General features: G+C 68.5%; 20 protein-coding genes. 5 read left to right on the forward strand and 15 right to left on the reverse strand.

The window, feature by feature from the left end:
* Nucleotides 1-58 precede the first annotated feature (58 nt).
* Together VFG33_RS19540 and VFG33_RS19545 are read right to left on the reverse strand one after the other, a co-directional pair.
* Entirely contained in the window at nucleotides 59-538 is a 480-nt protein-coding gene (locus tag VFG33_RS19540; protein ID WP_325054343.1) for an RrF2 family transcriptional regulator, read from the reverse strand.
* A 64-nt stretch (nucleotides 539-602) separates the two neighbouring features.
* A complete protein-coding gene (locus tag VFG33_RS19545; RefSeq protein ID WP_325054344.1) occupies nucleotides 603-1,541 on the reverse strand; it encodes a tyrosine recombinase XerC in 939 nt (312 codons plus the stop codon).
* 137 nt (nucleotides 1,542-1,678) lie between these two features.
* Between VFG33_RS19545 and VFG33_RS19550 the strand changes: the two genes are divergently transcribed.
* From VFG33_RS19550 to dprA, 4 genes are all read left to right on the forward strand, one after another.
* A complete protein-coding gene (locus tag VFG33_RS19550) occupies nucleotides 1,679-3,295 on the forward strand; it encodes an APC family permease (protein WP_325054345.1) in 1,617 nt (538 codons plus the stop codon).
* Nucleotides 3,296-3,409: 114 nt separating this feature from the next.
* A complete protein-coding gene (locus VFG33_RS19555) occupies nucleotides 3,410-3,766 on the forward strand; it encodes a YraN family protein (protein WP_325054346.1) in 357 nt (118 codons plus the stop codon).
* Entirely contained in the window at nucleotides 3,766-5,346 is a 1,581-nt protein-coding gene (locus VFG33_RS19560; RefSeq protein WP_325054347.1) for a YifB family Mg chelatase-like AAA ATPase, read from the forward strand. Before VFG33_RS19555 ends, VFG33_RS19560 begins: the two co-directional genes overlap by 1 nt.
* Nucleotides 5,343-6,530 (forward strand): DNA-processing protein DprA, encoded by a 1,188-nt coding sequence (gene dprA / locus VFG33_RS19565; protein ID WP_325054348.1) that lies wholly within the window; start codon nucleotides 5,343-5,345, stop codon nucleotides 6,528-6,530. Before VFG33_RS19560 ends, dprA begins: the two co-directional genes overlap by 4 nt.
* On the opposite strand, the gene VFG33_RS19570 is transcribed toward dprA, so the two are convergent.
* Together VFG33_RS19570 and VFG33_RS19575 are read right to left on the reverse strand one after the other, a co-directional pair.
* The gene (locus VFG33_RS19570) at nucleotides 6,516-7,781 is read right to left on the reverse strand and encodes an MFS transporter (RefSeq protein WP_325054349.1); all 1,266 of its coding nucleotides are present in this window, start codon (nucleotides 7,779-7,781) and stop codon (nucleotides 6,516-6,518) included. The two genes, dprA and VFG33_RS19570, sit on opposite strands and share 15 nt — an antisense overlap.
* A gap of 287 nt (nucleotides 7,782-8,068) precedes the next feature.
* Nucleotides 8,069-8,803: a TetR/AcrR family transcriptional regulator gene (locus tag VFG33_RS19575; protein ID WP_325054350.1), complete on the reverse strand. Its 735-nt coding sequence runs from the start codon at nucleotides 8,801-8,803 to the stop codon at nucleotides 8,069-8,071.
* A gap of 109 nt (nucleotides 8,804-8,912) precedes the next feature.
* On the opposite strand from VFG33_RS19575, the gene VFG33_RS19580 reads away from it, so the two are divergent.
* Entirely contained in the window at nucleotides 8,913-9,791 is an 879-nt protein-coding gene (locus VFG33_RS19580; RefSeq protein WP_325054351.1) for an SDR family oxidoreductase, read from the forward strand.
* Nucleotides 9,792-9,795: 4 nt separating this feature from the next.
* Here VFG33_RS19580 and VFG33_RS19585 read toward each other — a convergent pair whose 3' ends face one another.
* The 11 genes from VFG33_RS19585 to VFG33_RS19635 form a co-directional block, all read right to left on the reverse strand.
* A complete protein-coding gene (locus tag VFG33_RS19585; RefSeq protein ID WP_012922325.1) occupies nucleotides 9,796-10,119 on the reverse strand; it encodes a DUF2469 domain-containing protein in 324 nt (107 codons plus the stop codon).
* Nucleotides 10,120-10,195: 76 nt separating this feature from the next.
* Complete coding sequence (locus VFG33_RS19590; RefSeq protein WP_325054352.1) at nucleotides 10,196-10,894, reverse strand: ribonuclease HII; 699 nt, start codon at nucleotides 10,892-10,894, stop codon at nucleotides 10,196-10,198.
* A gap of 112 nt (nucleotides 10,895-11,006) precedes the next feature.
* A complete protein-coding gene (gene lepB, locus VFG33_RS19595; protein WP_325054353.1) occupies nucleotides 11,007-11,771 on the reverse strand; it encodes a signal peptidase I in 765 nt (254 codons plus the stop codon).
* Nucleotides 11,768-12,397, reverse strand: a complete 630-nt coding sequence (gene lepB / locus VFG33_RS19600) for a signal peptidase I (RefSeq protein WP_325054354.1) — start codon at nucleotides 12,395-12,397, stop codon at nucleotides 11,768-11,770. Before lepB (VFG33_RS19600) ends, lepB (VFG33_RS19595) begins: the two co-directional genes overlap by 4 nt.
* Nucleotides 12,398-12,534: 137 nt before the next feature.
* Nucleotides 12,535-12,894, reverse strand: a complete 360-nt coding sequence (gene rplS / locus VFG33_RS19605; protein ID WP_325054355.1) for a 50S ribosomal protein L19 — start codon at nucleotides 12,892-12,894, stop codon at nucleotides 12,535-12,537.
* A 154-nt stretch (nucleotides 12,895-13,048) separates the two neighbouring features.
* Nucleotides 13,049-14,248 (reverse strand): tRNA (guanosine(37)-N1)-methyltransferase TrmD, encoded by a 1,200-nt coding sequence (gene trmD, locus VFG33_RS19610; RefSeq protein WP_325054356.1) that lies wholly within the window; start codon nucleotides 14,246-14,248, stop codon nucleotides 13,049-13,051.
* Nucleotides 14,245-14,805: a ribosome maturation factor RimM gene (gene rimM / locus VFG33_RS19615; RefSeq protein WP_325054357.1), complete on the reverse strand. Its 561-nt coding sequence runs from the start codon at nucleotides 14,803-14,805 to the stop codon at nucleotides 14,245-14,247. Before rimM ends, trmD begins: the two co-directional genes overlap by 4 nt.
* A gap of 81 nt (nucleotides 14,806-14,886) precedes the next feature.
* Complete coding sequence (locus VFG33_RS19620) at nucleotides 14,887-15,138, reverse strand: RNA-binding protein (RefSeq protein ID WP_325054379.1); 252 nt, start codon at nucleotides 15,136-15,138, stop codon at nucleotides 14,887-14,889.
* Between the two features lie 5 nt (nucleotides 15,139-15,143).
* Nucleotides 15,144-15,740, reverse strand: a complete 597-nt coding sequence (rpsP, locus tag VFG33_RS19625) for a 30S ribosomal protein S16 (protein WP_325054358.1) — start codon at nucleotides 15,738-15,740, stop codon at nucleotides 15,144-15,146.
* 335 nt (nucleotides 15,741-16,075) lie between these two features.
* Nucleotides 16,076-17,452 carry a 6-phospho-beta-glucosidase gene (locus VFG33_RS19630; protein WP_325054359.1) on the reverse strand — a complete coding sequence of 459 codons (1,377 nt, stop codon included), beginning with the start codon at nucleotides 17,450-17,452 and terminating at the stop codon, nucleotides 16,076-16,078.
* Nucleotides 17,449-18,201: a DeoR/GlpR family DNA-binding transcription regulator gene (locus VFG33_RS19635; protein ID WP_325054360.1), complete on the reverse strand. Its 753-nt coding sequence runs from the start codon at nucleotides 18,199-18,201 to the stop codon at nucleotides 17,449-17,451. Before VFG33_RS19635 ends, VFG33_RS19630 begins: the two co-directional genes overlap by 4 nt.
* Between the last annotated feature and the right edge of the window lie 113 nt (nucleotides 18,202-18,314).

The following is an 18,314-nucleotide window of genomic DNA, read 5'->3' on the forward strand; positions in this document are numbered from 1 at the left end:
CTCCACGCGTCCGGCCCTCAGCTCGGGGACCAGACCAGCCGCTCGAAACGGAGGTGGTTCAGCTGCCGGGGACGCGCGCCTGCCAGGCGTCATCGTCGCGGGAGCGGCGTTCGACGCCGGCCGGGAGTTTGCCCTTGGCGAGATCGATCAGCGTGGTGTGCTCGAGGACGTCCCGCAGACTCGCGCGCGCCGCGATCCAGACCCGCTGCAGCACGACTGCCCGCTCGTTGTAGGCGACGCTCTCCGGCCGCACACCGGAGATGCTCACGATCGGCCCGTCGACGGCCCGCATCACGTCCGCCACCGAGACCTCGTTCGGGTCGACGGCGAGTTTCCACCCGCCCGACTGACCGCGCTGGCTGGACAGCACGCCCGCCCGGCGCAGATCGGCGAGGATGCCTTGCAGGAAGCCGTGCGGAATGCCCTGCGCACGGCTGAGTTCCTCGGCCGACACCACCGAGGGGTCGTTCGTCACCCACCGCTGGGTGATCTCGATCAGCGCCCGCAGCGCATAGTCAGACTTCGCCGATACCCGCATGCCCGCAGTCTGCCGTATCCGGGCCCTCAGTGGTCGGCACCATCGCTTCGCGCCGACTACCGAGTCACGCCCGTGGATGCGCTTGTTCGTAGGCGCGTCGCAGTCTCTCCCCCGAGACGTGCGTGTAGATCTGGGTCGTCGCGAGCGATGCGTGACCGAGCAACTCCTGCACGCTACGCAGATCCGCGCCACCTTCGAGCAGATGGGTGGCGGCCGTATGGCGCAGCCCGTGGGGCGACAGATCGGACGCCGTCACCGCTTCGATCCGCGCGTGCACCACCCGCCGCACGGTCCGCTGGTCGATCCGCCCGCCGCGGCTCCCGAGGAAGAGCGCCGGCCCGCTTCCCAGCCGGAACACCTGCGGCCGGACCGCCAGCCACGCATCCACAGCCGCCGCGGCCGGTACGCCGTACGGGACGGAGCGTTCCTTGCGGCCCTTGCCGAAGACGCGGACCACCCGGCGTGAGGTGTCGAGTTCGTCGATGTCCAGCGCGCAGAGTTCGCCGACCCGGATACCCGTTGCGTAGAGCAACTCCATGATCGCGAGATCACGGAGCCCGAGCGGGCTGCCGTCGTCGGCCGCGACCGCCGCGGCGTCGAGGACGGCTCTGGTATCCGCCACACCGAGCACCTCCGGGAGGGTCTTGTGCGGCTTGGGGCTGGCCAGCAGGGCGCCGGGGTCGGTCTCGATCCGGCCGGTGCGCCGGGCCCAGGCGGTGAAGACCCGGGCCGCGGTCGCGCGCCGCGCCATCGTGCTGCGCGCCTTGCCGAGGCTCTGCTGTTTCGCCAGCCAGGACCGCAGTCCGCGGATGTCGAGACCGTTGAGGTCGTCGTGACCAAGTCGAATCAAATGATCGATCAAATCCGCGATATCGCCCATGTAGGCTCGCACCGAATGTTTGCTGAGGTCTCTTTCCGCCGTCAGGTGCCGTTCGTAGTCAGCCAGTAACACAGTGAAACCTTCTGACAGAGAAGGGATCTCGCTGACATCGTCCGGCTTCATGCCCTTGACCATGCGGGACGTGCCGCGGCATCGCAAGGCACCGCGCGGCGACGAGAAAGAGGAGGTCTGGTCCGTAGGCCCACTGGTCGACTACTGTTCGGCCCGATTGCCCTAGTAGCAACGGAGGCACCCCTGACATGGCCCCCTCAGCGAACGGACAGACCGTAGGCCGGCGCCTGCCGGTCGAGTCGGCGTTCACTCGAGTCGAGGATTCCCGGCACCGTCTGCCGCGTTTGTTCGGTCGTCGCGACCTGGTCGTTCTTGGCCTGGGCGTGATGATCGGGTCCGGCATCTTCAGCCTGAGCGGTAGGCAAGCTGCCACCGTTGCGGGCCCCGCCGTGATCTTGTCGTTCCTGATCGCCGCAGTCGTCTGCGTCCTCGCGGCCGCCTGCTATGCGGAACTGTCCTCGACCATTCCCGTCTCGGGTAGCGCTTACACCTTCAGCTATGTGACGTTCGGTGAGATGTGGGCCTGGCTGGTCGGCTGGGCGCTGGTCCTCGAACTCGTCACGGCGGCAGCGATCGTCGCCAGGGTCTGGTCCGCTTACTTCCTCGCGACGCTGGACGGCTTCGGCCTGGTCCTGCCCAGCGGGGTGGCGCAGTTCTTCGGCCCCGACGCCAAGGTCAACCTGGTGGCGCCGATCCTGCTGCTGATCCTGACGGCCCTGATCGTGACCGGCACCAAGCTGTCCTCGCGCGTTCTGACCGTGGTCGTGATCGCCAAGGTCGCAGTGATCCTGCTGGTGGTCGTCATCGGCGCGACGCACATCAACATGGACAACTACAGCCCCTTCATCCCGATGTCGCGGGCAGCCCCGGCCGCCGCCAGCCCGACCTTGCTGGGCTGGATCCTGGACTCCTCGTTCGGTTCGTTCGGCGTGATGGGCATCTTCACCGCGGCCAGCGCGATCGTGTTCGCGTTCATCGGGTTCGACCTGATCGCCACGGCCTCCGAGGACGCCCGGAACCCACGCAAGACGGTCCCGCAGGGCATGCTGCTCGGCCTGGGAGCCGTGACGATCCTGTACGTCGCGATGGCGGTGGTACTGGTCGGCATGCGGCCCTACGGCCAACTGGGCGGCGCCGCACCGGTCTCCGAGGCGATGGCCGCAGCCGGCGTCGGCTGGGCGGCGGACCTGGTCAACCTGGGGGCCCTCCTGGCCCTGACGACCGTGATCGTCGTGGTACTGATCGCGCAGAGCCGGGTGCTGTTCAACATGGGCCGTGACGGCCTGCTGCCGAAGAGCCTGGCCCGGGTCAGCCGCGTCTACTCCTCCCCCGCCCGCGCAGCCACTGCCGCAGGGCTGGCCGCGGTGGTGCTGACCCTGTACCCGAAGGTGCTGGAGCTCGAAGAGCTGCTCGTCATCGGTGCGCTGTTCTGTTTCGCCTTCTGTGCGGTCGGTGTGCTGACCCTGCGGCGGACCGAGCCGAACCTCGAGCGCGGCTTCAAGGTGCCGATGGTGCCGCTGATCCCGTTGCTGTCGCTGGCCTCGACGCTGTGGCTGATGCTCAACCTGAAGACGAGCACCTGGACCAAGTTCGGGATCTGGATGCTCATCGGACTGGCGATCTACGGCCTGTACGGGCGCTGGCACAGCCGCCTCGCCAACGAGGCGAGCTGGGACTTCGACATCGGCGACACCGATCCGGGGACCGGCGGTCTGCAGGCGATCCGGCGGGAGGACACCGACGAGGAGTTGCGGGCCGTCCGCACCCCACCGAAGTCCAGCCGCGGCAAACACATGCGCAACTGACCTCGCGTCCCCGCGGGCTGAAAGGCCGGCGGGGCATCAGTTCTCCACAGGTTGCGAAGTCGTTCCTGAAATCGGTGCCCACCCCGGCATGTTCTTAGCCGGAGGTGGTCATCGATGCGGACCAAGGATGCAGTCGGGCAGTACGGCGAACAGCTCGCCGCGGAACATCTCGCGAAGGCCGGTTTCGCGATCCTCGAGCGCAACTGGCGCTGCGAGCTCGGCGAGATCGACATCGTCGCCCGCGACGGGCAGGCGCTGGTCGTCTGTGAGGTGAAGACCCGGCGCGGGCTGAACTACGGCAGCCCGCTGGAGTCCATCACCTATCGCAAGCTCGCCACCCTGCGCCGGCTGCTCGGCCGCTGGCTGCAGGAGCACGAGGTAAGACCCGCCGAGGTGCGGATCGACATCGTCGCCGTGCTCTTCCCGCACGGCGGCGTGCCCACGGTCGACCACGTCAGGGGCGTGGCCTGATGCCGCTCGCCCAGGCCTGGTCGGTGGCGCTGGTGGGTCTCGAGGGTCACCTCGTCGAGGTCGAGGCCGACATCGCCCAGGGACTGCCGAAGACCACCCTGATCGGGCTGCCCGACGCGTCGCTGTCCGAAGCCAGGGACCGGGTCCGCGCGGCGGTGGTCAACAGCGGCCAGAAGTTCCCGGACCGCAAGGTGACGATCGGTCTGTCGCCGGCCACCTTGCCCAAGACAGGCTCGCATTACGACGTCGCGATTGCCTGTGCCCTGCTCGCCGCCGGCGGCGGTGTCGACAACGGACGCCTGCGGCAGACCGCCATGATCGGCGAGCTGGGCCTCGACGGGAGAATCCGCGAGGTCCGCGGCGCCCTGGCCATGACCCTGGCCGCCTCTCGCTCCGGCTTCGAGCGGATCGTCGTGCCTGAGCTGAACGCGGGTGAGGCACGGCTCGTCCCCGGCATCGACGTGTACGGCGTCCGCTCGCTGCGGCAGGTCCTCGCGCTGCTGCGAGGCGAGGAGATTCCAGACGAAGCGCCGCCTCGGGCCGAGCCGCGGCTGATGTCGGAGTCCCTGACCCGTGTCCCGGAGGTCGATCTCGATGACGTGCTCGGGCAGCGTGAGGGCCGCCGGGCCATCGAGGCGTCTGCCGCCGGCGGGCACCACATCTATCTGCACGGACCACCCGGCTCAGGCAAGACGATGCTGGCGGAGCGACTGGCCGGGCTGATGCCTGACCTGAGTACGGACGACTCGCTGGAGGTGTCCGCCGTGCACTCGCTGGCCGGGCTGCTGACCAGCGATGCCGAGTTGGTCGTCCGGCCGCCCTTCATCGCGCCGCACCACACCGCGTCGCTGGCGAGCCTGGTGGGCGGCGGCTCGGGCATGCCACGCCCGGGGGCGATCAGTTGCGCACATCGCGGCATCCTCTTCATCGACGAGGCGCCTGAGATGCATCCCTTGACGCTGGACACCTTGCGACAGCCGCTCGAGTCCGGGTTCATCGAGCTGCATCGCGCCGCCGCGGTGGCGAAGTTCCCCGCCAGGTTCTTGCTGGTGCTCGCTGCCAACCCCTGTCCGTGCGGCCTGACCGGCTCGTCGAACGGCGTGTGTACCTGCACCCCACAGATGCTGACCCGGTACCGGCAGCGCATCAGCGGACCGATCAAGGATCGGATCGACATCCAGCGACAGATCGAGCCGGCGGCGCGCGGCGAGGCAGACGGCGAGCGACCGGAATCCACCGCGGTGGTGGCCGCGCGGGTCAAAGCAGCTCGCGATCGCCAGACACACCGGTACCGGGACACCGTCTGGAACATCAACAGCGAGATCCCCGGACCGATCCTGCGCCGCGAGTTTCCACTGGACGCCGGCAGCCAGAAGGTCCTGGAGTCCCTGTACGCCGACGGCCGGCTGACCGCCCGTGGATTCGACCGGGTGGCCCGCCTGGCCTGGACCCTCGCGGATCTCGCCGGCGTCGGCCAGCCAACTGCCGAGCTCACCCACCAAGCCTTCCAACTCCGCAGCGGAGCCCCGCTGACGGCACTCAGCGACGCCCGATCAGTCAGGGGGAACAGCGCAGCATGACCCAAGCCAGCACGACAACAACAGAACTCGCGCCGGAGCGCGTGGACATGGAGGCCGAGCGGCTGGTGCGGATCGGGTTGTCTCGGGTGATCGAGCCTGGTGATCCGGCAGCGCTCAGTGCCTTCCAGGACCTGGACGTGATCGAGGCCTGGCAACGGTTGCGGAGCGGTGCGGCAGGGATGGAGAGGTGGTCGGCCCGGGTCGCCGAGGTGGATCCTGAGCGGGATCTGGAGCGGGCCCGGAGCGCCGGCGCACGGTTCGTCATTCCCGGCGACGACGAGTGGCCCGCACAGGTGGAGGTGCTGGCGGATGCGGGCCAGCAGAGTAGGCAGGGCGGTGTGCCGTTCGGGCTCTGGGTCCGAGGAGCCGCGAATCTGCGCCAGGTCCTGGAGCGATCGGTGGCCATCGTCGGAGCGCGGGCGTGTTCTTCCTACGGGGAGCACGCCGCCGCCGAGCTGGCTGCGGGGATGGCGGACAACGACGTGACGGTGGTGTCGGGCGGTGCGTACGGGATCGACGCAGCGGCTCACCGTGGCGCGATGGCCGGTTCCGGCGTGACGGTCGCAGTCCTGGCTTGTGGCGTGGACGTCTGCTACCCGAAGAGCAACACGGCGCTGTTCGACCGGATCGCGGAGGAGGGCCTGCTGGTCAGTGAGCTTCCACCTGCCTGTTCACCGACCAAACTGCGCTTCCTCGCCAGGAACAGACTGATCGCCGCCGCCACCACCGGCACGATCGTGGTCGAGGCCGCGGTCCGCAGTGGAGCCCTCAACACCGCCGGGTGGGCCGAGCAGTGCGGCCGGCCGGTGCTCGCGGTTCCCGGCCCGATCACGTCACGGATGTCCGAAGGCGTGCACCTGCTGGTCCGCGAGCGCAACGCCGTCCTGGTGACTTCCGTGGCGGACATCCTGGAGGCGATCTCCCCGATGGGTCACCGACTCACGCCGTATCCCCACGCGCCGGCCGAGCCGACGGACGGCCTCGACCTGGAGCTCCGCCGCACGCTCGACGCCGTCCCGGTGCTGAGACCAGCAGCCGCGGATCGCATCGCCACAACGGCCGGGCTGGACGTCGACACAGTTCGCGAATGTCTGGAGACCCTCGAGCAGGCAGACCTGGTCGAATACCTCGAAACCGGCTGGCGCCTCTCCCCCAACCACCGCCGAGCCCTAGGCGGCCCCTGACCAACCCGACTGTCGAGCAGCGCGGTAGAGGACGAGGGAGAGGACTAGGAGGATGAGTCCCGCCAACGGCGCTTGTGCGAGGGCTGCGGAGGCGCCCCACGTGTCGGCGGCGCGGCCGGCGAGGGACGCCGCCAGCGCCGCACCGGCCGCGCTGGCGGAGTTGTTCCAGGTGAACGCTTGGGTGAGCGCCGCCGGGTGGACGGCCTTCTCTGTCAGGACGTTCAGCAGGACGAGTGTGGGCGGTACCGCAGCCTCTGTGACCACCACAGCAGCGGCAAGCCAGATCGCGGACGGCGCAAGGGGAAGCAGCACCGCCGCGCCCGTGAGGTAGGCGGTGGCGAAAACGAGTTGGCGGCGCGCCGGGGTGCGGTGCTGTCGCAGCCCGTAGAGCCAGCCGGCGAGCAGTCCGCTGAGGCTGGAGGCGGCGAGGATCGGTGTGGCTGCGCCGGGCATTTCGTGGCTGATCGCGAAAGCGGTTATCGAGACCCCGATGGTTCCGAAGTACAGCCCGATGGCCAGGTTCAGTAGGGCCAGGAGGAGGAAGATCAGCCGCAGCAGGGAGGACCGTTCGCCGTGAGCGCGTTCGACGCTCCCGCGGGCGAGCTGAGGCGCTGTCCGGCGCTCGGTCGGCTTGGGCGCGATACGGCGCTCAGCCGGCTTGGGCGCTGTGCGGCGTTGGGCTGCTAGAGCCGCACCACCGCCGAGGATCAGGGCCGCGGCGATGGCGCTGGCAAGGGCCGTGTCGCCGACCGCGCCGAGCGCGGTGACCAGAACAGGACCGACGAGGAAGGCAGTGGCATTGGCCAGCGATTCCAACGAGAAGGCGCTGGGCAGTTCATCGGCCCGCTCGCCGCGCAGCAGGTGAGCCCAGCGGGCCGCTGACAGGGCGCCGAGCTGAGGGACGGCCGCGCCGGCGAAGGTGGCGGCGACGATCGCCACGGCCGGGGTGGTGGACGCGAGGACGCCGACGATGGCGGCGCAGTGGGCGGCGAGGCAGAACGGCAGGATGCGGGTCTGGCCGAACTGATCGATCAGGCGGGCCAACTGTGGGCCGATCAGAGCTTCGGCGAGGGCGAATCCGGCGGTGGCGAGACCGGCCGTGGCATAGGAGCCTGTGCGGGCGTGCAGCAACCAGACCAGGCCGAGGCCTGTCATAACGATGCCGACGCGGCCAACAGCGGCAGTGAGAAAGAAGGTTGCAGCACCGGGGGTGCGCAACAGGGGACGGTAGCCGGTGGCGGCGCGGGGCATGGGTGTCCTTCGTCGCCGCCCGGCGGAACGGACCACCCGGGGGTCGCCGGCGCCTGAGTACTGCAGAAAGGTGCGACCCGTGGCCCGCCAGGGGACATCCAGGACTGCGGTGGGACGGGACACGCGCCCTCGCCGCCGCCCCCGACAACCGGGCGGAACAGAAACGTCAGGCCCGGGCCAAGGCGGACCCGAGCGACTGCCACGACGGTAACAGGATGGGTCGGAGTGGCGGCATGAGAGTCCTGTCGAGGGCGCAGACGACCTGGAGAAGGACCGGCGCCGGCGGCTCACGGCGAGGTAGGACCTATGTGTTCAGTTTCGGCGTCTGCGGCGGATTGGAGCATTGCTGCGGCTATTGCGGTGGTTTCGGGGTCGGAGTCGGGGCCGGCTGGGCCGCTTGCGGTGCCGAGCGGTTCGATGCCGAGGATCGGGCCGAGCAGGGTGCTGCCGAGGGCGAGCGAGAGCACCAGTACTGCGCGCTTGCGGGCGGTGGCGTCGTTGCCGAAGTACTCGATCAGCGAAGGCAGGACGGTCGTCTCCAGGTGATCACGAATGATCGGCTGGGCGGCCGGGCTGGAGGCGGAGTGGAGCAGCATGAGAATCGCGTCGAAGGCCGAGTGGTCAACGGCTGTGTCGCTCTGCGATTCGACGGGGTCGGTGGCGCCGCCGTCCCGGGTTCGCTGGCCGGCAGTCTCGCGCGGTGACTCGGTCGCTCCGCGGTGACCGGCGACGATCATGGGTGCCATCAGGGTGCCGAAGGTGGCGCGGTCGAAGTCGGCGAGTCCTGGCGGGCCCGTGTCCTCGGTGTCGATCGCCTCGCGGAAGAGGTCTTCCTTGGTGCCGAAATAGCGGTTCACCAGGGCAGCGGTCACACCGGCCCGCCCGGCGATCTCGCGCAGGCCCACCTCGTCGAATCCGTGCTCCGTCCAGGCCTGCCGAGCGGACGCGAGGATCGCCTGGCGCGTGACGACCCGTCCCGGCCGGTGCGAGGGACCCGGATCTGCTGCTCGAGGCGTCGTCATGCGGCTAAGTATACATGTGTTGACATTGCCAGGAGAGCGATGTAAACAGGTGTATACCAACACGGCGTTCGCAGCAGAGTCGAGCGCCGGGCAACGAAGGAGCACTTCCATGTCGAACGTCTTGGTGACGGGCACCAATAGCGGCCTCGGCCGGCGTACCGCCGAGGTTCTGGCCGAGCGCGGCCACACAGTCGTCGCCACAATGCGTGAGCCCGAGGGCAAGGACGCCGAGGCCGCTGAGACTCTCGCGAAGTCCGCTGCGGACACCGAAGGACAGATCGTCGTCGTGCCGATGGACGTGACCTCCGACACCTCGGTCGAGCGCGGCGTCGCGCTCGCACTGGAGCGGGTCGGCCGGCTCGATGCGGTCGTCAACAATGCCGGATACGCGATCGGCGGCATCACCGAGACGATCACCAGTGAGCAGCTCCTCGCCGCTCTCAACACCAACACCGTCGGCCCGCATCGGGTAGCCCGGGCGGTGCTCCCGCACCTGCGCGGTAACCACGCCGGCCTTTTGGTCTTCGTGTCGAGCGGCGCCTCGCGGGTGGTCGGACCGGCCATGGCCGCCTACTCGGCCACCAAGGCCGCGGTCGAGGCACTGGCCCTGGGTTACCGGTACGAACTGCGCCCGCTCGGCATCGATGTGGCGATCGTTCAGCCAGGCACCTTCCCGACGAACCTGGGAGACTCCCATCGCGTCGGCCAGGACACCGACCGGCAGGCTGACTACACAGAGGCGATGCAACTGGCAGGAAGCTTCATGCAGAACATCGGCTCGGTCTTCTCGGCTCCCGAGCCGCCGGATCCTCGTGAGGTCGCCGACGCCGTCGTTGCACTGATCGAAGCGCCTGTCGGCACCAGGCCGGAACGCGTCAGCGTCGACCGCTTCGCCCTCGGCCAGGCTGTCGAGGCCATCAACGCCGCAGCGAAGGTGCCTCAGGACCGCCTCCTCGCCGACTTCGGCCTCGGCGCGATCGTCTCCTGATCAGTTAGCGGCCGAAGTCGGAATCCTTCGGGACTTCCAGGTCGGACTTGGCCAGTTCCTCGATGTTGACGTCGCGGAAGGTGACGACCTTCGCGTTCTTGACGAAGCGGGCCGAGCGGTAGACGTCCCAGACCCAGGCGTCGGCCATGGTGACCTCGAAGTACACGTCACCGCCTTCGGTGCGGACTTTCAGGTCTACCGCGTTGCACAGGTAGAAGCGCCGCTCCGTCTCCACGACGTACTTGAAGATCCCGACGACGTCCTTGTACTCCCGATAGAGCTGAAGCTCCATATCGGTCTCATACTTCTCAAGGTCGTCTGCACTCATGCGTTCACCTCGCTAGCGCTCGGTGAAAGCACGCGCGCAAAGGCAGCTGTGTTGTCTGTTCGCTCGCTGCGCTCACTCATCGGCTCTCCACTCCGGTGGGACTGGTCACATTCTGTCCCATGTCGGGGCGCAGACTGCGGCGGACATTCTCGAACCGCCGTCGATGTTGTGGACACGGGCCGTATTCGTCCAGCGCCGCCTGGTGTTCGGGAGTGCAGTATCCCTTGTGAATCGCGAAATCGTACTGCGGGTACACCTCGTGCCAGTGCTGCATGATCCGGTCCCGGGTCACTTTGGCGATCACGGAGGCGGCGGCGATGCAGGCGGCCACCCGATCACCCTTCCAGATCGCCAGCCCCGGTACGCCGAGTCCGTCGACCCCGAACCCGTCGGTCAGCACGTACGACGGGCGGAGGTCGAGCCGGAACAGGGCCCGGCGGAGCGCCTCGACGTTCGCGACGTGCATGCCGAGCCGGTCGCACTCGGCCGCCTCGATGGAGACGACCGACCAGGCCAGCGCACGGTTGCGGATCTCCTCGTAGCAGCGGTCGCGAGCCTTCGCGGTCAGCAGCTTGGAGTCGGCCAACTCGGGGATCTGCCCGCGCTTGCCGTCCGGCAGGATCACCGCGGCGGCGACCAGCGGACCGGCGCAGGGTCCGCGCCCGGCCTCGTCCACGCCGGCGATCGGGTCCAGCCCGACCCGCCGGAGCGCCCGCTCGTAGCCGTACAGGCCGGCGTCCCGGCGGATGGTGCTGCCCCGCGGCAGAGCACTCATCCGCGCCCCCGCCGCGCCCCGATCGCGGTCGGTCGCTCCGGAGCGAGGCCGCGGGACGGTGCGGATGGACGGTGATTCGTGGGCAGGAAGGGGATTCGCACAGCGGGTCCGCTCACTTGGGGGGTGGTGTCAGTGAGATCGACGGTTTGGCCGGAGGCGGACCTGGGGCCGGGATGTTCTTGAACGTGTCCGGGACGCTGAGTTTGGCGAAGTTGCTGGCCGGCCACACCACCAGGATGGCCCGCCCGGTGATCTTGTCCATCGGGACGAAGGCCGCATCGCCCGGGGTACCACCGTCCGGAGGGGTGTCGCTGAGGTGCACCCGGGAGTCGCCCGACTCGGACCGGTGGTCACCCATCACGAAGACCCGCCCGGCGGGCACGGTGACCTGGAACTCCATCGCCGAGGGCGGATCGCCCGGGTAGAGGTAGCTGGTCTCGTCCAGCGGCTGACCGTTCACCAGCAGCCGGCCCTTGGCGTCACAGCAGGCGACCTTGTCACCCGGCATCCCGATCAGCCTCTTGATCAGGTGTCCGTGGCTGGAGTCCGGCAGAAGCCCGACCACCTCGAAGAACCGTCCGACCGATCCCCGCTTCTGACCGCTCTCGTCGGCGCCCAGCCAGCCGCCCGGATCCTCGAAGACGACCACGTCCCCGCGCTCCACGTCGGTGAGCTTCTCCACCACGACCCGGTCGCCGACCAGCAGGGTGTTCTGCATCGACTCGCTCGGGATGATGAACATCTGGCCGACGAAGGCCCGCAGGATCGACGAGACGATGAGAGCACCGACCACGATCAGGACGAACTCGCGCGCCGCGGCCGCGAGCCCGGATCGATGGCTCGGGGTCTCTTTCGTCGCAGTCGGTGTCTCAGTCACTTCTTCAGCCCCGGCTTCTTGAAGGTTTCCGGAGGACGCAGCATCGTCATCCGGTCAGACGGCCAGATTATGCAACAGGCACGGCCAACCACGTTGTCAACCGGGACGAATCCTCCACCTGGCCCACCCATGTGCGCGCGGGAGTCGGCGGACTCGGCCCTGTTGTCACCCATCACCCATAGAGAACCAGGCGGCACAACTACGTCGAACGGCTGGAGCGACGGCTTGGCGTCCTTGAGCAGGTATTCCTGCTCGTCCAGCGGGATCTTGTTCACCATGATCCGGCCGGACTTGTCACAGCAGATCACCCGGTCGCCGCCGATCCCGATCACCCGCTTGACCAGGTGACCCTCACCACTGCGCGGCAGGATGCCGACGAACTCACCGACCCGCCGGAACGGCCCCGGCGCGGCCTGTTCCTCGTTCAGCCAGTTGCCGGGGTCCTTGAAGACGATGATGTCGCCGCGATCGACGTCGCGGTGCAGATAGCTGACCTTCTCGGCCAGGATCCGGTCGTTCGTGGTGAGCGTGTCGTACATCGACTCCGAGGGTACGTAGAACGCCTCGGCCACGAAAAGCCGCAGTACGACCGTGATGACCAGCGCGAGCACGGTCACGGTGGTCATCTCGATCAGCAGACTCAGCAGCGGGTTCCGCTGCTTGAGTCTGCGATGCCGTCCCTTGCTGCGACGCGCCCTCCTGGCAACCGGGCGAGCCCGAGTCGCTGTGCCCGGCGCCATACCTGACCGTCGTCGCTAAGAGCTCAGGAGGCCGGAATGTCCCGCTTCTCCTTGATCTTGGCTGCCTTGCCGCGCAGCTCGCGCAGGTAGTACAGCTTGGCGCGGCGGACGTCGCCGCGGGTGACGACCTCGACCTTCTCGACGATCGGGGTGTGCAGCGGGAAGGTCCGCTCGACACCGACACCGAAGCTGACCTTGCGGACCGTGAAGGTCTCCTGCAGGCCACCACCCTGGCGCCGGATCACGACACCCTTGAACACCTGGACGCGGGACCGGTTGCCTTCGACGACCTTCACGTGGACGTTCACGGTGTCGCCGGCCCGGAAGGGCGGGATGTCGTCGCGCTTGCTCGAGTTGTCGAGCTCGTTCAGGATGTTGCTCATCAGGTGTCTCTTCCTCGCGCGTGCCACAGGTCACCCACGAATGCTCGGTGGTGAGAAGTCAAGAGTGCCGCCGCTCGGTGGTCACCCCCTGTGGCAGGAGCACCGAACTGGCAACAGCGACCAAGTTTGCCACACCGGCCCGGTCGCCACGAAATCAGCGTCGGCGCCGCCGCTTCACCAGCCGCACTAGCTCAACCTTAGCCGTCTGTCGCTCTCTGCTCACCTCTCGGTAACCGGCGTTGCGGTAGAGCTGCAGATTGCGCTCACTCTGCGCACCCGTGGTGAGCTCGTACTGCGTGACCTCGGCGGGCACCGTCTTCTCCGCGACGCGCAGCAGCCTCGTCCCCACACCACGGCCCTGCCAGTCCGGCGCAACCATGAGCCGGCCGATGCGGGCTACTTCGCCTTCGACACCAACCTGCACAGCACCGACGATCCTGGAACCGACCACTGCCTTCCAGACTCCCCCCTCGCCGACCCGCTCGACCGTGCCCTCCAGGGGCTCCTGCAGAGGCGGGATGGTGAAGTCGTCGTAGGCCGCTCCCTCTGTCAGATAGGCCGCGCGCTGGAGCGTGTGCAACTCCCCCGCGTCAGCCGCGGTAGCCGGCAACACCTGTACTAGCCCCGCCGCATCCTCCTTGTCGGCCACGGCACCACCCCAGGCGGCCAGGAGATCCGGCCGGCGCTTGGCAGTACGGCGTACCGACTCCTCGTGGCGCCAGTGGGCGATCGCGGCGTGGTTGCCGGACAGGAGGATCTCGGGGACCTCGTGGCCGCGCCAGGAAGGCGGCTTGGTGTACACGGGGTACTCCAGCAGCCCGTCGCCCGAATGGGACTCCTCGGCCAGGGACTCCGGGTTGCCGATCACTCCAGGAAGCAGCCGGGCCACTGCCTCCACGATGACCAGGACGGCGACCTCGCCACCGTTGAGCACGTAGTCGCCGATGGAGACCTCGTCCACCCGCATCCGCTCGGCCGCATGCGGAGCGACCCGGGCATCGATGCCTTCGTACCGCCCACAAGCGAAGGCCAGCCACGGCTCGGCGGCAAGCTCCTCCGCCAACGCCTGGGTGAACGGCCGGCCCGCAGGCGTCGGCACGATCAGCCGGGGCTGCGACGGCCCATCAGCGGGAGCCACAGCCTCCAGGGCCTCTGCCCAGGGCTCCGGCTTCATCACCATGCCCGCGCCGCCGCCGTACGGGCTGTCGTCCACGGTCCGGTGCCGGTCGTGGGTCCACTCGCGCAGGTCGTGCACGCGGATGTCCAGCAGCCCGCTCTTCGCCGCCTTGCCGACCAGACTCAGGTCCAGCGCCGCGAGGTACTCCGGGAAGATCGAGACGACGTCGAGCCTCATCGCCCGTCATCTCCCTGCGCAGGCTCGGTCGGAACCACCTCGGCGCCCTCCGGGTCGAGCAGACCGGGCCGGTCCGCCACCACGACGTACTGGCCGTCCAGATCGATCTCCGGGACCAATTCCTCAACCAGAGGCACCAGTACTGCGTTGCCAGCGGGCCGGCGGATCTCCAGCAGGTCCTGGGAAGGCAGGTGCACCACGTCGATGACCTCACCGGCGTCCGCCCCGTCGGTGGTCCGCACGGCCAGACCGATCAGCTCGCGGTCGTAGAACTCCTCCGGGTCCTCCGGGCGCTCGTCCTGGTCGATCTCGGCCTGGACCTCCAGGTTCCGCAGCTGCTCGGCCGCAGTACGGTCCGGCACCCCCGCGAACTTCACCAGCAGCCGCCCGCTGTGCCACCGGCTGGACTCGACGGTCAGCGTCCGTGGTGGCTTCGAGGTCGTGACCAGGGTCGCGCCCTCGGCGAACCGGCGATCCGGCTCATCCGTGCGCACCTCCAGGCCTACGTCGCCCTTGATCCCATGGGCCCGGCCGATCCGGCCGACGATCACCAACACCGCTGGTTCCTACTTTCGAGGTGAGAAGAGCAGCGAAGGGCCGCACCCAGATGGGTACGGCCCTTCAGGGACTGTTCGAGCTCAGCGGCGCGGGCGCCGGTTGAACTCGTCGACGAAGTCGATCCGGACCGACGACTCGGAGCTGAGCGCCCCGACCACGGTCCGCAGCGCGGTCGCCGTCCGGCCGTTGCGGCCGATCACCTTGCCGATGTCATCGGGATGCACGTGCACCTCGAGGGTACGGCCGCGCCGCAGGTTGCGGGCCCGGACGCTCACGTCGTCAGGGTTGTCCACGATGCCCCGGACCAGGTGCTCGAGCGCCTCGGTCTCCATCACGGTCAGGCCTTGGCGTCGTCGGCCGGCGCGTCGGCGGCGGGCGTCTCGGCGACGGCCTCGTCAGCCTTCACGGTCTCGTCCTTGGCGTCGGCCTTGGGGGCCTCATCCTTGGGAGCGTCCGCCTTGGGAGCGTCCGCCTTGGGAGCGTCTGCCTTGGGAGCGTCCGCCTTGGCGTCGGCCTTGGGGGCGTCGGCCTTCTTCTCGGCGGTCTTCTTCGCGGCGGTCTTCTTGGTCGTCACGGCCTCGGTCTTCAGAGCGCCGTGCGCGTCCGCGAGCGCCTCGTTGAAGATCTCCAGCTTGTCGCGCTTCGGCTCCTTGACCCGCAGCGGCGGCGGCGCGTCCAGGCCCTTGAACTTCTGCCAGTCCCCGCTGGCCTTGAAGATCGCCTCGACGGCCTCGGTCGGCTGCGCGCCGACGCCCAGCCAGTACTGCGCCCGGTCCGACTCGACGTGGATGAACGACGGCTCGGTCTTCGGGTTGTACTTGCCGATCTCCTCGATCGCGCGGCCGTCACGCTTGGTGCGGGCGTCCATCACGACGATGCGGTAGTGCGGCGCACGCTTCTTGCCGATGCGCTTCAAACGGATCTTGACTGCCACGTTTGTGGGGTCTCCCTCGGGATTTCATGACTGGTTGAGCAGCACACCGGCGTCGTGGGGACAACGAGTGACCGCTCGAATGGGCCGGCCGGGGCGTGGAGTTAGAGGGCTGCACGCGGATCCAGACGGACTCAGCCCGCTATTCTGCCAGATCACCCCAGTTCCGCCCAATCCCACCCCACCCAGACCGCCCCCGACCCCTGAGGCCGGCGCCCACCACAGCCCGCGATCATTCGCCCCCTTTCACCCTTTCGCCAACGGTCGCTCGTGGCGCCGGCCCGCACCAAAGGGTGAAAAGGGGGCGAATGATCGCTATGGATGGTGGCCCGCCGAGCTCAGCGGAAGGCGGCCAGATCCGGCAGGTGCTCGACGTAGCTGTCCAGGAGTTGGTGGGCAGCGGTGACGGAGTCGATCAGCGGGTGCCAGGCGAAGGCCCGCACCGCCAGAGCGCGGGAGCCCGTCGCGGCGGCCTCGATGGTCGAGCGTTCGACGGCCTTGACCGCGCAGACCAGGCCGGCCTGGTGATCAGTCAACTGGGAGACCGTCAGCGGGCGGGCGCCGTTCGCGTCCACTGTGCACGGGATCTCGACCACCGCGTCGTCGTCCAGGTGGTGCAGCGTGCCGCGGTTGCGCACGTTGAGGATCAGGGACGCCCGCTCGTTGTGTGCGATCGCCCGCATCAGCGAGAGCGCCACCTGCTCGTACCCGCCGGCCGACATGTCCCGCTCGTCCCGCTCCCCCGCGTCAGCGATCTCCCGGCTCTCGACCATGTACGTCGACTCGCGCTCGGCCCGGGTCTTCTGCCACTGCTCCAGGGCAGTCGAGGGATTCCGGGCCGTCTCCGCATAGAACGCCGACTGCTGCTCCAGCAAGAACGTGCCGCGCGTCTGCTCCACCGACTGCACGGCAGCCAGGGTCTCCCGCGCGAAGTAGTAATAGTGCAGGTACTCGTTCGGGATCGACCCGATCGACCGCAACCACTCGACCCCGAAGAGCCGCCCCTCCTCGAACGCCCCGAGCGCCGACGAGTCCGCCAGCAGGTCGGGCAGCCGATCGACCCCGCCCGACTGCAGTCCGCGCAACCAGCCCAGGTGGTTCAGCCCCGCGTAGTCGTAGAAGACCTGCGACGCGTCCAAGCCCAGAGCCTGCGCCGCACGCCGCCCGAGCCCGGAAGGCGAATCGCAGATCCCGATCACCCGGTCGCCGAGATAGGGCAGCATCGCCTCGGTCACCATGCCGGCCGGGTTGGTGAAGTTGATCACCCAGGCGTCGGGCGCCACGGCGGCGATCCGCCGCGCGATGGCAGTTGCCACCGGCAACGTCCTGAGCCCGTACGCGATCCCGCCCGCGCCGACCGTCTCCTGACCCAGTACGCCGAGGTCGAGGGCGACGCGTTCGTCGATCGTCCGCCCTTCCAGACCTCCTACCCGGATCGCGGAGAAGATGAAGTCCGCCCCGCGCAGAGCCTCGTCGAGATCCGTCGTCTCCGTGACCACGGGCGCCTCACCGACCCATGAGCCAGCCGGATCCGCGGAACCAGCTGAGGCGGAGGCAGCTTGCTGCCGTAGTACGGCGCCTATCGAGGCCAACCGGGAGCGGTCGGTGTCGTACAGGGTGACGGAGGTGATCCGGCCCTCGCCGCGATCGCCCAGCAGGGCCTGGTAGACGAGCGGCACCCGGAACCCGCCGCCCCCGAGGATGGTCAGCCTCACGTCAAAATCACCTGCACCCCTGCCTCCACGAGTTGGGCCCGGGTCGCCTCGTGGGCGCCGGGCTCGGTCACCACCATCGAAAGTTCGGACGGCTCGCACACCTTCGCGACACCGTGGCCCGGGAACTTGGAAGCATCCGCGAGCAGAACCACCCGGTCGGCCGCGTTGATCATCGCCCGCTTCACCGGTACTTCGATCATCGTGCTGTCCATCACCCGGCCGTCAGGGCGAACCCCACTGGTCCCCAGGAACAACCAGTCGACGTGGATCTGCCGCAGCGATTCCTCGGTCAGGTAGCCGACCAGTGAGCGGTAGCTCCGCCGGACGAAGCCGCCCAGGATGATCAGTTCGATCTGCTCGTCGTTCTGCAGTTCCTCCAGGACGGCGAGATTGCTGGTCACCACGGTCAGCGACCGGCCGTGCAACTGCTGCGCCAAGCGCAAGGCCGTGGTCCCGATGTCGAGCAGCAACGACTCCCCGTCACCGATCAGCTCCGCTGCCCGCCGGGCGATCCTGTCCTTCTCGTCCGCCCGTACTGCGCTGACCTCGGCGAACGGCTCATCCCCGCCATCCACGGCGAGCGCGCCGCCGTACACCCGGGTGAGCCGGCCTTGTTCGTGCAGGGCCTCGAGGTCGCGCCGGATCGTCGCCTCGCTGACCCCGAGTTGGGTAGCCAGCACCTTCACCCCGCCGGCCCCATCGGCACGGAGGGCGCGGACGATCTGGTCATGCCGCTGCTTTGGCAACACGGAGAGACCGTATCACGCAAACTCTGTCAAAATCACTCATTCGAGTGCAGACCTATTGCGTAGTTTGATCAGAAGATTCAAACTGTCTGCACGAGTTTGAGCGAGCCTGCAGG

The sequence above is a fragment of the Kribbella sp. genome (assembly GCF_035687465.1).
GTDB lineage: Bacteria > Actinomycetota > Actinomycetes > Propionibacteriales > Kribbellaceae > Kribbella.